The organism is Bacteroides sp. MSB163 (assembly GCF_036416795.1).
Lineage (GTDB): Bacteria > Bacteroidota > Bacteroidia > Bacteroidales > Bacteroidaceae > Bacteroides > Bacteroides maternus.
Map to the genome: position 1 here is coordinate 6238441 of NZ_CP143867.1, position 15579 is coordinate 6254019.

Here is a 15579-nt window from a genome sequence, read left to right on the forward strand (position 1 = left end):
CATCATCCAATCAGTTCTCTCGGGTCCGTAATCACTCCCGTCACCGCCGCTGCAGCCGCTACCAGCGGACTGGCAAGCAACGTGCGTGAACCCGGTCCCTGACGACCTTCAAAGTTACGGTTACTTGTAGAAACCGCATACATTCCGGCAGGCACCTTATCATCATTCATTGCCAGACAAGCCGAACATCCCGGCTGGCGGATAGCAAAACCTGCTTCCTCCAATACTTTATCCAAGCCTTCTTCACGAATCTGTGCATCTACCATCCACGAACCGGGTACCAACCAGGCAACCACATGTTCTGCCTTCTTATGCCCCTTCACTAACGAGGCGAAAGCACGGAAATCTTCAATACGTCCATTCGTACAAGCACCCAAAAACACATAATCTATCTTCTTGCCCAATACTCTCTCACCGGGTTGGAAGCCCATATAATCCATTGATTTCAGGAATGAAGCTTTTGCAGCCTCTCCCATTCCGTCAGTCGTGGGAATATGCTGCGTGATACCCATACCCATACCCGGATTTGTTCCGTATGTAATCATCGGTTCGATATCTGCCGCATCAAAATGCACTTCTTTATCAAACGTAGCATTCTCATCGCTCTTCAGCGTCTTCCAGTATGCCAACGCCTTCTCCCATTCCTCACCTGCCGGAGCATATTCACGGCCTTTGATATATTCGAATGTCACTTCATCCGGTGCCACCATACCACCACGTGCACCCATTTCTATACTCAGGTTACACAGCGTCAGACGTCCTTCCATGGTCAGACTGCGAACTGCTTCTCCGGCATATTCTACAAAATAACCGGTTGCACCGCTCGTTGTCATTTTAGACATCATATAAAGAGCAATATCTTTTGCCGTCACACCTTTACCCAGTTTTCCGTCCACTGTGATGCGCATTGTCTTCGGGCGTGTCTGCAAGATACATTGTGAAGCCATTACCATTTCGACCTCACTTGTACCGATACCAAAAGCCACTGCTCCCATCGCACCGTGGGTTGAAGTATGCGAGTCACCACATACAATCGTCATTCCCGGTAATGTCAAGCCTCTTTCCGGACCTACCACATGGATGATACCATTCTTCTTATGAAGCATGCCGAAATGTGTCAATCCAAAATCTTCCGCATTCTTGGCCAGTGTATCCACCTGTGTTTTCGAAATCGGATCTTCAATCGGCTTGTCCTGGTCGTGGGTCGGTGTGTTATGGTCGGGCATACAAATAATCTTTTCCGGACGGAAACATTGGATACCACGTGCGCGCATTCCCGCAAAAGCCTGCGGACTGGTTACTTCATGGCAATAAAGCCGATCTATATATAACTGTGTGGGACCATCTTCCACTTGCTGAACCACATGGGCATCCCAGATTTTATCAAATAATGTATTCATATCTTTTAGTTGTTAGCTACAAGTTACGAGCTACAAGAGCCCTTCGGTATAGCACATAACTTGTAAACTGTTCTTTTTATTCCTAATATTAATTATTAAAACATACAACCACTACTCGTAGCTCGTAACTACTTGAACTTATTGATACAATCAATATAAGCTTCTACCGATGCGGCAATAATATCCGTATTCGCACCGAAACCATAATAGATATGATTGTCATATTCCACCTGCATGTGTACCTTACCCATATCGTCACTACCTTTGCTGATAGCCTGGATCGTAAATTCCTTCAGTGTCATATGGCGATCAATGATCTTCTTCAAAGCCTTTATCGCCGCATCTACCGGACCGTTTCCACTGGCAGCCGCTTCAAACTTCTCACCGGAGATATTCAGTCCCAGACTGGCAACCGAACGTACACCTACTCCACTGGTCACTTGCAGATATTCCAGTTTCACGCGGTGGTTCTGTGTACGGTCTGCACCGGCAAGCACCAGGATATCATCATCATTAATATCTTTCTTCTTATCCGCCAATTTCAGGAAAGCTTCATATACCTTGTCCAGTTGTTCCTGTTCAAGATCCACGCCTAATACCTGCAAACGATTCTTCAAAGCAGCACGTCCGCTACGGGCAGTCAATACGATAGAATTATCGTCAATACCCACATCGTGCGGGTCGATGATTTCATAAGTCTGCACATTCTTCAACACACCATCCTGATGAATACCCGATGAATGCGCAAAGGCATTGCGACCTACGATAGCCTTGTTAGGCTGCACCGGCATGTTCATCAAACTTGAAACCATGCGGCTTGTCGGATAAATCTTCTGTGTATTGATGTTCGTTTCAATTTCAATATCTTTATGGCATTTGATAATCATAGCCACTTCCTCAAGCGAAGTATTACCTGCGCGTTCACCGATACCATTGATCGTAACCTCTACCTGGCGGGCACCATTCAGTACACCGGCCATCGTATTTGCAGTAGCCATTCCCAGGTCATTATGACAGTGTGTAGAGAGGATTGCTTTTTCAATACCACTCACATGCTCCATCAAATACTTGATCTTCGCTCCATATTCGTCCGGCAGACAGTAACCGGTCGTATCCGGGATGTTCACTACTGTAGCACCCGCTTTAATTACAGCTTCCACCACACGAGCCAGATATTCATTGTCCGTACGACCTGCATCTTCTGCATAGAACTCCACATCATCCACGTAACGGCGGGCATACTTCACGGCAGCTACTGCACGTTCGATGATTTCCTCACGATTGGAATTGAATTTATACTTGATATGCGAATCCGATGTACCGATACCTGTATGAATACGTTTGTGCTTGGCAAACTTCAGAGCATCCGCAGCTACATCTATATCTTTTTGTACCGCACGGGTCAACGCGCAAATAGTAGGCCATGTCACCGCTTTGGATATTTCAATAACAGAGTTGAAATCTCCCGGACTGGAAATCGGGAATCCGGCTTCGATAACATCCACGCCCAGCAGTTCCAATGCCTTTGCTACCTGAATCTTTTCCACTGTGTTCAATTGGCATCCCGGAACCTGCTCGCCATCGCGGAGCGTTGTGTCGAAAATAAATAACTTGTCACTCATTTCTTATAGTTTTTATAAATTATTGCCATTAAAAAAAGCCTTTCACACTTGGAAGTGAGAAAGGCTTTCGAATATCCTAATCGTTACATATATTCACGCACAGCACTCACTTCCACTAAACCTTGCCAGTAGAATAATAATACCACACAGTAGAATATATGTAAAGTTCTGTATCATTTTTATCTTCTTGTTTTTATTATGACGGTGCAAAGGTATAGATAATTTCGTAGCACACAAACAAATTCGTTACTTTTTTCTCTAAAAAAGCATCATTTTATAAGTTTGTTATTAAATAACTCTATAAAGTATAACAAAAAAGGGGTATACAAAGTAGTATACTCCTTTTTATATGATTCTATGTGATAAGAATTACTTCTTATCGCAAGCTTTATCACATTCTTTTTTCTCTTTGCAGCAAGCTTTTGTACTATCACAAGCTGCAGAATCTGCCTTGCAGCAAGCTTGTACTGAATCACATGCCTGTGCTTCTTCTACAACTTCAACTTCAGTAGCTTCTACTTCAGTATTAGCTGCTTTTTTGTTACCACAAGAAGTCACGGCGAAAGAAAATACAACTGCAACAGCTACCAAAAATAACTTTGTCTTCATCTCTAATTTTGCTTTAAACATTAATAATAAATAGTGCGGCGCAAATATAAGCAAAAAATTAGAATTATACAAACACAAAAAGCCTCCATATCATTTCGATATGGAGGCTTTCCTTCAAAAACGGCGACTACCTACTCTCCCACTTGACGCAGTACCATCGGCGTGACCAGGCTTAACTTCTCTGTTCGGAATGGGAAGAGGTGGAACCCTGATGCTATAGTCACCTGAAATAAGTTAGACACGATGTAAAAAGCAAAGTTAGAAAACTGAACGTATATATCCGCCATACAAGGCAAGGACCAAAAGTCAACGGGCAATTAGTAATGCTCGGCTATGATGTTACCACCTGTACACCTGCATCCTATCAACGTTGTAGTCTTCAACGACCCTAAGAAATCTAATCTTGTGGCTGGCTTCGTACTTAGATGCTTTCAGCACTTATCCAATCCCGACTTAGATACCCAGCAATGCACCTGGCGGCACAACTGGTAAACCAGAGGTCAGTCCAACACGGTCCTCTCGTACTAGTGTCAGAGCCACGCAAATTTCATACGCCCACGATAGATAGAGACCGAACTGTCTCACGACGTTCTGAACCCAGCTCGCGTGCCACTTTAATGGGCGAACAGCCCAACCCTTGGGACCTTCTCCAGCCCCAGGATGTGACGAGCCGACATCGAGGTGCCAAACCCCTCCGTCGATATGAGCTCTTGGGAGGGATCAGCCTGTTATCCCCGGAGTACCTTTTATCCTTTGAGCGATGTCCTTTCCATACAGAAACACCGGATCACTATGCTCTAGTTTCCTACCTGATCGACTTGTGAGTCTCCCAGTCAAGCGCCCTTATGCCATTACACTCTGCCGACGGTTACCAATCGTCGTGAGGGCACCTTTAGAAGCCTCCGTTACGTTTTTGGAGGCGACCACCCCAGTCAAACTACCCACCAAACAGTGTCCTCGCAGCGCGAGTTAGAACTCAAATAACCAAAGGGCCGTATTTCAACAGCGGCTCCACAAATACTGGCGTACCTGTTTCAAAGCCTCCGGCCTATCCTACACATCAATTACCCAAATTCAATGTTAAGCTATAGTAAAGGTTCACGGGGTCTTTTCGTCCCATCGCGGGTAATCGGCATCTTCACCGATACTACAATTTCACTGAGCTCACGGTTGAGACAGTGTCCAGATCATTACACCATTCGTGCAGGTCGGAACTTACCCGACAAGGAATTTCGCTACCTTAGGACCGTTATAGTTACGGCCGCCGTTTACTGGGGCTTCAATTCAATGCTTCTCTTGCGATGACATCTCCTCTTAACCTTCCAGCACCGGGCAGGTGTCAGGCTGTATACTTCATCTTTCAATTTGGCACAGCCCTGTGTTTTTGTTAAACAGTTGCCTGGACCGATTCTCTGCGCCCCGCCTCGCAGCGGGGACCCTTTATCCCGAAGTTACAGGGTCAATTTGCCTAGTTCCTTAACCGTGAATCACTCAAGCGCCTTAGTATATTCAACCCGACTACGTGTGTCCGTTTGCGGTACGGGTACCTTAAAGATTAAGTTTAGCGGATTTTCTTGGGAGTATGTTTACATGCGCTATTGGATTGTTCCGAAGAACGCTCCATACTATCAGGTTCGACTCTCGGAGCGGATTTGCCTACCCCGATCAACATCTACACCCTTCAACGGACTATTCCGTCAGTCCGCGGCACTGTCACGCCTCCGTCTCCACGTCACTCCTTAAGGTAGTACAGGAATATTAACCTGTTCTGCCATCGGCCTCACCGTTCGGCTGAGCCTTAGGACCCGACTAACCCTGATCCGATTAGCGTTGATCAGGAAACCTTAGTCTTTCGGCGAGGGGGTTTCTCACCCCCTTTATCGTTACTTATACCTACATTTGCTTTTCCACACGCTCCAGCAAAGCTCACGCTTCACCTTCAACGCGGAGTGGAATGCTCCCCTACCGATGTATAAACATCCCATAGCTTCGGTAAATTGCTTATGCCCGATTATTATCCACGCCAAACTCCTCGACTAGTGAGCTGTTACGCACTCTTTAAATGAATGGCTGCTTCCAAGCCAACATCCTAGCTGTCTTAGCAATCTGACTTCGTTAGATCAACTTAGCAATTATTTCGGGACCTTAGCTGATGGTCCGGATTGTTCTCCTTTAGGACATGGACCTTAGCACCCATGCCCTCACTCCTGATATAGAACTAATACGCATTCGGAGTTTGTCAAGACTTGATAGGCGGCGAAGCCCTCGCATCTTATCAGTCGCTCTACCTCATATTAGTATAAATCAAGGCTGCACCTAAATGCATTTCGGGGAGTACGAGCTATCTCCAAGTTTGATTAGCCTTTCACCCCCACCCTCAGCTCATCCGGAAGCTTTTCAACGCTTATCGGTTCGGTCCTCCAGACAGTGTTACCTGTCCTTCAACCTGGCCAAGGGTAGATCACTTGGTTTCGCGTCTACTCCTTCCGACTATCCGCCCTATTAAGACTCGCTTTCGCTTCGGCTGCAGATCTCAAGATCCTTAACCTTGCCGGAAAAAGTAACTCGTAGGTTCATTATGCAAAAGGCACGCCGTCACAGCTAAAAGCTGCTCCGACCGCTTGTAGGCGCATGGTTTCAGGGACTATTTCACTCTTCTGTTCGAAGTGCTTTTCACCTTTCCTTCACAGTACTGGTTCGCTATCGGTCTCTCGGGAGTATTTAGCCTTACCGGATGGTCCCGGCAGATTCACGCAAGATTCCTCGTGTCCCGCGCTACTCAGGATACCACTAGGGTTAAGTTAGCTTAGTATACCGGGTTATCACCGTCTATGACTGAACTTTCCAGATCATTCTACTCACTAACTGTCGTCCCACGACGTGGTCCTACAACCCCATACATGCCGTAACACATATGGTTTGGGCTGTTCCCCGTTCGCTCGCCACTACTAGGGGAATCATTATTTATTTTCTATTCCTACAGGTACTAAGATGTTTCAGTTCCCTGCGTTCGCCTCCATCATTAGATGGATAATATCTCTTCAAGATATTGGGTTGTCCCATTCGGAAATCCGCGGATCAAAGGTTATTTGCACCTACCCGCGGCTTATCGCAGCTTATCACGTCCTTCATCGCCTCCGAGAGCCAAGGCATCCGCCATGCGCCCTTACTTACTTTTAGTCTTACCTAGCCGTATGGCTCGATATATACTTTCAGCTTGTTATAACTTTACTTTTTTTTGTACATCATGTCAAAGATCGATTACCTAGAAAAGGTAGAGTGGAGAATAACGGATTCGAACCGTTGACCCCCTGCGTGCAAAGCAGGTGCTCTAGCCAGCTGAGCTAATCCCCCCCTTTTAATTACGAATTACTAAATAACAACTACAAGTCCGAACGGAGTAATTTTTATTCATAATTTGTAATTACTTAAAGAGTAGTCCCAGGCAGAGTTGAACTGCCGACCTCTACATTATCAGTGTAGCGCTCTAACCAACTGAGCTATAGGACTGTCAGTCAAACCCTCGCCTTGCGGCTCGGCTTCTTCTTTCTCTTATATTATATAAACAACTACGCGTAGTCCAAGAGGTTCTAATGGAAGTATCACAAAAGAACCAACCTCTAATATTTGTTTCAATCGTTTAATTGAATTTGAGCGCCGCTCCAGAAAGGAGGTGTTCCAGCCGCACCTTCCGGTACGGCTACCTTGTTACGACTTAGCCCCAATTACCAGTTTTACCCTAGGCCGCTCCTTACGGTTACGGACTTCAGGTACCCCCGGCTTTCATGGCTTGACGGGCGGTGTGTACAAGGCCCGGGAACGTATTCACCGCGCCGTGGCTGATGCGCGATTACTAGCGAATCCAGCTTCATGGAGTCGGGTTGCAGACTCCAATCCGAACTGAGAGAGGCTTTTGGGATTAGCATCACATCGCTGTGTAGCTGCCTTCTGTACCCCCCATTGTAACACGTGTGTAGCCCCGGACGTAAGGGCCGTGCTGATTTGACGTCATCCCCACCTTCCTCACATCTTACGACGGCAGTCTCTCTAGAGTCCTCAGCATGACCTGTTAGTAACTAAAGATAAGGGTTGCGCTCGTTATGGCACTTAAGCCGACACCTCACGGCACGAGCTGACGACAACCATGCAGCACCTTCACAACTGCCCGAAGGAAGATCTGTTTCCAAATCCGTCAGTTGCAATTTAAGCCCGGGTAAGGTTCCTCGCGTATCATCGAATTAAACCACATGTTCCTCCGCTTGTGCGGGCCCCCGTCAATTCCTTTGAGTTTCACCGTTGCCGGCGTACTCCCCAGGTGGAATACTTAATGCTTTCGCTTGGCCGCTTGCATTATATCGCAAACAGCGAGTATTCATCGTTTACTGTGTGGACTACCAGGGTATCTAATCCTGTTTGATACCCACACTTTCGAGCATCAGCGTCAGTTACAGTCCAGTAAGCTGCCTTCGCAATCGGAGTTCTTCGTGATATCTAAGCATTTCACCGCTACACCACGAATTCCGCCTACCTCTACTGCACTCAAGAAACCCAGTATCAACTGCAATTTTACGGTTGAGCCGCAAACTTTCACAACTGACTTAAGCTTCCGCCTACGCTCCCTTTAAACCCAATAAATCCGGATAACGCTCGGATCCTCCGTATTACCGCGGCTGCTGGCACGGAGTTAGCCGATCCTTATTCGTATGGTACATACAAAACAGTATACATACTGCACTTTATTCCCATATAAAAGAAGTTTACAACCCATAGGGCAGTCATCCTTCACGCTACTTGGCTGGTTCAGACTCTCGTCCATTGACCAATATTCCTCACTGCTGCCTCCCGTAGGAGTTTGGACCGTGTCTCAGTTCCAATGTGGGGGACCTTCCTCTCAGAACCCCTATCCATCGATGTCTTGGTGGGCCGTTACCCCGCCAACAAACTAATGGAACGCATCCCCATCGGTTATCGAAATTCTTTAATAACAAGAAGATGCCTTCTCGTTATACTATCCGGTATTAATCTTTCTTTCGAAAGGCTATCCCAGAATAACCGGTAGGTTGGATACGTGTTACTCACCCGTGCGCCGGTCGCCATCAGTCTATTGCTAGACCATGCTGCCCCTCGACTTGCATGTGTTAAGCCTGTAGCTAGCGTTCATCCTGAGCCAGGATCAAACTCTTCATTGTAAAAGTATTGTTATTACTAGTAAGAATACTAGTGATTTTGCTCTGTTCAGGACGCTCGGTTTATTAAAAGTCTTCAAATTACCTATATATATAAGTTACTTGACGGTTCTTTTTTTTATACCCAGAATGTACGCTTGGTTATTAATTATTCATTACTAACCATTGTAGCATTCTGCTCTTGTACTACTTGTATTGTTTATGTAAATTCTTCAAAGATCGCTTCTTTTCAAAACTGCTTTTCTTTTCAGAAAGCGGATGCAAAGGTAAGAACTTTTAAGCATATCTTCCAAATAATTTCAGAAGTTTTTTTTCTTTTTTCTTTTTCTCGTCGTCTCTCTTTGCGAAAGGGAGATAAAAGAGGAAAGAGAAAGGAGTTCTTAGCAACACCGGTTTCCTAATCAGCAAGTCAATTATCGATTGCCTTCGTTTGGAAAGCGGGCGCAAAGGTAAGAACTTTATCACATATCTTCCAAATGTTTCCGGAAGTTTTTTTTCTTTTTTCTTTTAAAATGCTGTATTCTTGGTTGGAATTAAGCCCAAAGAAAAGAAAAACGGTGGAGTTCCTACGCCGTTTCTGTCAGAATGTCAATTGCAAGGCTGACCGTCGCTTGGTTAGCGGGTGCAAAAGTAGACGATATATCTATGCAATCCAAATATATCTATCACTTTTTCTATAGTTTTTTGAAACAATTTTGTAACTGACTGATTGATAAGGATGTTGTAGAACATAATTCTGAAAGAAAGGATGAAAGAAGGGGAAGGGGATACATTATTATATATACGTGCGCGAAATGTGCGCGTGAACAGAGGCGGGAAAAAGAAAAAAATAAGAATGTGCAGATGGGGGACAGGTAATATAATAGAAAAATTAGCAATTTGTAGTGGAGATAAATCCATAGCATTAATGAGGATCGTAAACTTACGCTTTTGCTCTTCATCCCCAAAACAAACCTTTTGTATGCGAGAAGGATACCTCTTGGAGCTTTTATTAATAATGAGTTCGCCAATTGCATCAGAAAGTATATTCCTGGGGAAACAGCGTTTCCTGTTTATTACTTTGAACTGCAAGTCTAATTTTATCCTTACAACGAAATAAGACTCTAAGGTTTCTATTTTGAAAAGCCTCTTTAAATAGTTGTAACCACAGTCAAAGATATAGTAGGCACCTATTTCATAAGGAATTTCATTTATAGCTTTGCTATCGTGAATCGAAGCTGTAATTGTATGGAAGAATGCAGCTATTTGAATTTCGACATCATACAGTGTATGTATTTTAATACATCTTTTTCTTACGGAACTTGGCTCACCAAAATACAACTAAACACAAGCCAATGGTTATAGAATCGAAAGCATAAACATTACCACCGAGATTAAAGATAATAGTATTAAAACTTGTTCAAACATAAAACTACAAAAAAAGATTCTGGAGGTAAAGAACACAGAAAAAGCCAAAATGTTGAAAATCGGCAAGTTTGCGGATTACAACATTTTACGAGAGGAGTGTGACAAAATGAAAAACCTTGCGACAGATAGAGCAAATATCAATTCAATTATTTATCTTTGTTAGCTTTTATAAGTTAGCATACAAAAAACAATAACTACAATGAAAGATTTTTTTAAATTTACGCTAGCCACCATCACAGGCATTATTGTGTCAAGCGTTGTGTTGTTTTTCGTCAGCATCCTGATACTGTTTAGTATGCTGTCCTCGTCAGAGTCTGAAACTCAGGTGCGCAAAAACTCTGTGATGATGCTCGACATGAGAGGTATGCTCTCAGAACGGAGCCAGGACAACCCTTTCGACATCTTCCTTAGCGAAGATGAAACTACGTACGGACTAGATGACATTCTTTCGTCTATCCAGAAAGCCAAGGAAAATGAAAACATCAAGGGAATTTACCTGCAAGCTGGTTCAATGGGCATAGGATTTGCCTCTTTGGAAGAAATACGCAAAGCGCTGGCTGACTTCAAGACCAGCGGTAAATTCGTGGTAGCTTACGGTGACCAATACTCACAACGCCTGTATTATCTGGCAAGTGTAGCGGATAAAGTATTGCTGAATCCGCAAGGCGCAATCGGCTGGTACGGTTTGGCTTCTACCCCGACCTTCTACAAAGATTTATTGTCAAAGATTGGCGTTGAAATGCAGGTATTCAAAGTAGGTACTTACAAATCGGCTGTCGAACCATTCATTTCTACAGAAATGAGTCCGGCCAATCGTGAACAGGTAACCGTATTCCTGGATGGTATCTGGGGACAAATGCTGAGTGATATTTCAGAATCAAGAGGCGTAAGCAAAGAAAAACTGAACGAGGCTGCCGACAAAATGCTGATGTTCTATCCCGCCAATGACTGCGTGGAATATGGTCTGGCAGATACTCTGGTATACAAAAATGACGTACGTAACTACTTGAAAACAATGGTGGGAATAGACAAGGATGACAGTATGCCAATATTAAGCTTAAAAGACATGGTGAACGTGAAGAAGAACGTTCCGAAAGATAAGAGCGGAAATATTGTCGCTGTGTACTACGCATATGGAGCCATTGACAGCGGAAGTTCGTATGCAGGCAGTGAAGATGGAATTAATTCTGATAAGGTAATCCGCGACTTACGCAAACTGAAAGATGATAAGGACGTGAAAGCTGTAGTGCTTCGTGTGAACTCTCCGGGCGGTAGCGCTTTCGGTTCGGAACAAATTTGGTACGCTGTCACCGAACTTAAAAAAGAAAAACCAGTGATTGTTTCCATGGGTGACTATGCAGCATCAGGCGGTTACTATATCTCTTGTAATGCGGACAGTATTGTAGCTGATCCGACTACACTGACAGGATCTATCGGTATCTTCGGAATGTTCCCCAACGTGAAAGGATTGACGGATAAGATCGGTCTGTCATTCGATGTAGTAAAGACCAATACATACGCTGACTTCGGAGCAATGGGACGTCCGCTGAATGACGGCGAGAAGGCATTGATGCAGAATATGGTGAATGAGGGCTATGAATTGTTCGTGAAACGTTGTGCAGAAGGCCGGAGCATGACCACGGATGAAATCAAGAAGATTGCCGAAGGGCGTGTATGGACAGGCACCAAAGCCAAAGAACTGGGCTTGGTAGACGAACTGGGTGGACTGGACAAGGCTTTGGAAATAGCTATCGGAAAGGCCGGACTGGATGCCTATACAGTAATGTCTTATCCGGGCAAGAAAAGTTTCTTCGATATGCTGACGGATACGAAACCCGGTGGATATATCCAATCCCGGATACTGAAAGGTAAAGTCGGTGAACTTTACCACCAATTCGACTGGCTGAATAATTTTGAGAACTGCGATAAAATTCAGGCACGTGTTCCGTTCGAGTTGAACATCAATTAAAGAAAGGAGTGAATGGAAGAGCCGCTGGTTAAGATACACTATTGGCTATACCCCATCTCGTGGATTTACGGGATGGGGGTACGCTTAAGAAATAAACTCTTTGATTGGGGATATTACCAGTCAAAGAGTTTTGACGTACCTGTGGTATGTATCGGTAACCTCGCTGTAGGTGGGACAGGCAAGACACCACACACGGAGTATCTTATCAAGCTGTTACAACAAACGGGAACAAGCGTTGCCATGCTGAGCCGCGGATATAAACGAAAAAGCAAGGGGTATATACTTGCTACGGAAGAAACGGATGTAAAGCGCATTGGTGACGAACCCTATCAGATAAAAAACAAATTCCCGGCTATCCGGGTAGCTGTAGATGAGAACCGCTGTCACGGCATTGAACAACTGATGAAATTGGACCACCCCAAAGTAGATGTAGTGTTACTGGATGACGCTTATCAACACCGGTACGTGAAAGCCGGGCTGAACATTCTACTGACAGATTTCCACAGGCTTTTTTCAGACGACACCCTGCTTCCGGCAGGACGATTACGCGAACCTGAAAGTGGCAAAAATAGAGCGCACATCGTGATCGTGACAAAATGCCCGGAAGATATCAAACCTATAGATTTCAATATCATCACGAAAAGACTAAAACTGTATCCGTATCAGCAACTTTATTTTTCCTCGTTCAGATATGGGGCATTAACACCGCTCTTCGGAGAAAAACGTCGAACCCTCGCATCACTGGAAAAAGACGAACAAGTATTACTAGTAACAGGAATCGCTTCGCCTGCGCCGCTGGTGGAAAAGCTAAAAATGCACACACCGCACGTAAACTTATGCCAGTTTGACGACCATCATGATTTCAGCAGCAAGGATTTGCAAGCTATAAAAGAACGCTTCGAACGTCTGGAAGGAAAGAGGAAGCTGATTATCACCACGGAAAAGGATGCGACAAGGTTGCAACACCATCCGGCACTCGCCGAAACGTTAAAGCCGTATTTATACATTTTACCGATTGAGATAGAATTTTTACAAAATCAACAACATATATTTAACCAAAATATTATTGGCTATGTTAGAGCTCATTCAAGAAACAGCAGCTTACCTGCAAGGTAGGATGCACACACAACCTGAGACAGCAATTATCCTCGGAACTGGTTTAGGCAGTCTTGCCACCGAAATCACCGAGAAGTACGAAATAAAATATGAGGAAATTCCGAACTTCCCCGTATCGACGGTAGAAGGCCATAGCGGAAAACTGATATTCGGAAAATTGGGAAACAAGGATATCATGGCAATGCAGGGACGTTTCCATTATTATGAAGGTTACTCAATGAAGGAAGTAACGTTTCCGGTACGTGTAATGCGCGAACTGGGTATCAAAACCCTATTTGTTTCGAATGCCAGCGGTGGTACAAATCCGGATTTTGAAATCGGCGACCTGATGATTATTACAGATCACATCAATTACTTCCCAGAGCACCCGTTGCGTGGCAAGAATATTCCATATGGCCCGCGTTTCCCGGATATGAGTGAAGCGTATGATAAAGAACTAATTCGTAAGGCTAATGCAATTGCAACGGAAAAGGGTATCAAAGTACAGCATGGTGTATATATCGGTACGCAAGGTCCGACATTTGAGACACCGTCCGAATATAAATTATTCCATATCCTTGGTGCCGATGCAGTGGGTATGTCTACAGTGCCTGAAGTGATTGTTGCCAATCATTGCGGTATCAAGGTATTCGGTATTTCGGTAATTACCGACCTTGGTGTGGAAGGTAAGATCGTAGAGGTGACACACGAAGAAGTGCAGAAAGCTGCCGATGCCGCCCAGCCGAAAATGACAGAAATTATGAGAGAATTGATAAACAGAGCATAATCATGAGAACAGAAATATCAAGCCTCGGTGAGTTCGGCCTCATCCGCCGCCTTACCGACGGTATTGAACTGAAGAATGAATCCAGTCGGTACGGTGTAGGCGATGATGCAGCCGTACTCTCCTATCCTACCGAAAAGCAAGTCTTGATTACCACTGACTTGCTAATGGAAGGTGTGCATTTCGATTTAATTTATGTCCCGCTGAAGCACTTAGGCTATAAAGCGGCTGTCGTAAACTTCTCCGATATCTACGCCATGAATGGTACGCCCAAGCAGATCACCGTTTCTCTGGCTCTCTCCAAGCGCTTCTCCGTGGAAGATATGGAAGAATTGTATGCGGGTATCCGTCTGGCGTGCGAGGAATATGATGTGGATATCATAGGAGGCGACACCTCTTCTTCTCTTACGGGACTGGCAATCAGTATCACTTGTATAGGTGAGGCAGACAAAGATAAGGTTGTCTACCGAAATGGCGCGAAAGAAACAGATTTGATTTGCGTAACCGGTGATCTGGGTGCCGCATATATGGGTTTACAATTATTGGAACGCGAAAAAGTGGCTTTGAAAGGTAAGGCTGATATGCAACCAGATTTCTCCGGAAAGGAATATCTGCTGGAACGCCAATTAAAACCGGAAGCTCGCCGCGACATCATCGAGAAACTGGCGGAAGAAGGTATCCAACCCACTTCTATGATGGATATTTCAGATGGTTTATCTTCTGAATTGTTGCATATCTGCACGCAAAGTAAAGTAGGCTGCCGCATTTATGAGGAACATATCCCCATTGACTATCAGACTGCCGTCATGGCTGAAGAGTTCAATATGAATCTGACAACATGCGCTCTTAATGGTGGCGAAGACTACGAACTGCTTTTCACCGTTCCCATTGCCGATCACGAGAAGATTTCTGAAATGGAGGGAGTGAAGTTAATAGGACACATCACTAAACCGGAATTAGGTTGTGCACTGATCACCCGCGATGGTCAAGAGTTTGAACTGAAAGCCCAAGGATGGAATCCACTAAAAGAAGAAACTACCGAAAGTGAAGGCGAAAAAGCTGGCGAATAAAGATTTGTAAGAGCAGATAAAGATTTGTGAGAACAAATAAACAGCTGAATTCATTTTTTTCTTAAAATATAAGCGCTGATACTTAGCCACATAGGCAATTATCAGCGTTTTTTATCTCCAAAGCGCTTGCATAGTCCAAAAGTTTCACTACCTTTGCAACCGCAAAAGAGAAACAATGGTGCCATAGCTCAGTTGGTAGAGCAAAGGACTGAAAATCCTTGTGTCCCCGGTTCGATTCCTGGTGGCACCACTTTAAAGAAAAGAAAAACGATGTAAATCCCTGAACTTCTTTGAAGTTCAGGGATTTTTTATTTCCAAGAATAAGCAAAATAAGTGGGGGTCAGTCCGAAAACGGCTCAGTTTGAAAACTTGGGGGATATCGTTAAAATACGTCCTTATTCGGAGGACAGTTTTAGAAAGCCCTGAATGTTCCACTA

8 protein-coding genes, 3 tRNA genes and 3 rRNA genes are annotated in these 15579 nt (G+C 44.5%); 5 read left to right on the forward strand and 9 right to left on the reverse strand.

Features of this window, described 5'->3' with window-relative positions:
- Positions 1-2: 2 nt before the first annotated feature.
- The 9 genes from leuC to VYM24_RS25460 form a co-directional block, all read right to left on the reverse strand.
- Positions 3-1400 carry a 3-isopropylmalate dehydratase large subunit gene (leuC, locus tag VYM24_RS24550; RefSeq protein WP_299096614.1) on the reverse strand — a complete coding sequence of 466 codons (1398 nt, stop codon included), beginning with the start codon at positions 1398-1400 and terminating at the stop codon, positions 3-5.
- A 128-nt stretch (positions 1401-1528) separates the two neighbouring features.
- A complete protein-coding gene (locus tag VYM24_RS24555; RefSeq protein ID WP_044263508.1) occupies positions 1529-3022 on the reverse strand; it encodes a 2-isopropylmalate synthase in 1494 nt (497 codons plus the stop codon).
- 369 nt (positions 3023-3391) lie between these two features.
- Positions 3392-3631 (reverse strand): hypothetical protein, encoded by a 240-nt coding sequence (locus VYM24_RS24560; RefSeq protein WP_330941109.1) that lies wholly within the window; start codon positions 3629-3631, stop codon positions 3392-3394.
- 118 nt (positions 3632-3749) lie between these two features.
- A 5S ribosomal RNA gene (gene rrf / locus VYM24_RS24565) occupies positions 3750-3859 on the reverse strand.
- 69 nt (positions 3860-3928) lie between these two features.
- A 23S ribosomal RNA gene (locus VYM24_RS24570) occupies positions 3929-6811 on the reverse strand.
- A 100-nt stretch (positions 6812-6911) separates the two neighbouring features.
- Positions 6912-6985: transfer RNA gene (locus VYM24_RS24575), tRNA-Ala, on the reverse strand.
- An 82-nt stretch (positions 6986-7067) separates the two neighbouring features.
- Positions 7068-7141, reverse strand: a tRNA-Ile gene (locus VYM24_RS24580).
- 156 nt (positions 7142-7297) lie between these two features.
- A 16S ribosomal RNA gene (locus VYM24_RS24585) occupies positions 7298-8820 on the reverse strand.
- Together the 16S, 23S and 5S rRNA genes with 2 tRNA genes alongside form the textbook arrangement of a ribosomal RNA operon.
- Before the next feature lie 612 nt (positions 8821-9432).
- Positions 9433-10137, reverse strand: a complete 705-nt coding sequence (locus tag VYM24_RS25460) for a transposase (protein WP_425286618.1) — start codon at positions 10135-10137, stop codon at positions 9433-9435.
- Between the two features lie 286 nt (positions 10138-10423).
- Here VYM24_RS25460 and sppA point away from each other — a divergent pair, with 286 nt between their 5' ends.
- The 5 genes from sppA to VYM24_RS24610 all read left to right on the forward strand — a co-directional run bounded on the left by sppA (position 10424) and on the right by VYM24_RS24610 (position 15392).
- Complete coding sequence (gene sppA / locus VYM24_RS24590) at positions 10424-12193, forward strand: signal peptide peptidase SppA (protein WP_291555410.1); 1770 nt, start codon at positions 10424-10426, stop codon at positions 12191-12193.
- Between the two features lie 12 nt (positions 12194-12205).
- The gene (gene lpxK / locus VYM24_RS24595) at positions 12206-13309 is read left to right on the forward strand and encodes a tetraacyldisaccharide 4'-kinase (RefSeq protein WP_330941110.1); all 1104 of its coding nucleotides are present in this window, start codon (positions 12206-12208) and stop codon (positions 13307-13309) included.
- Positions 13266-14075, forward strand: a complete 810-nt coding sequence (locus tag VYM24_RS24600; RefSeq protein WP_291555407.1) for a purine-nucleoside phosphorylase — start codon at positions 13266-13268, stop codon at positions 14073-14075. Before lpxK ends, VYM24_RS24600 begins: the two co-directional genes overlap by 44 nt.
- A gap of 2 nt (positions 14076-14077) precedes the next feature.
- The gene (gene thiL, locus VYM24_RS24605; protein ID WP_007210455.1) at positions 14078-15142 is read left to right on the forward strand and encodes a thiamine-phosphate kinase; all 1065 of its coding nucleotides are present in this window, start codon (positions 14078-14080) and stop codon (positions 15140-15142) included.
- A gap of 177 nt (positions 15143-15319) precedes the next feature.
- A tRNA-Phe gene (locus VYM24_RS24610) sits at positions 15320-15392 on the forward strand.
- Positions 15393-15579 lie beyond the last annotated feature (187 nt).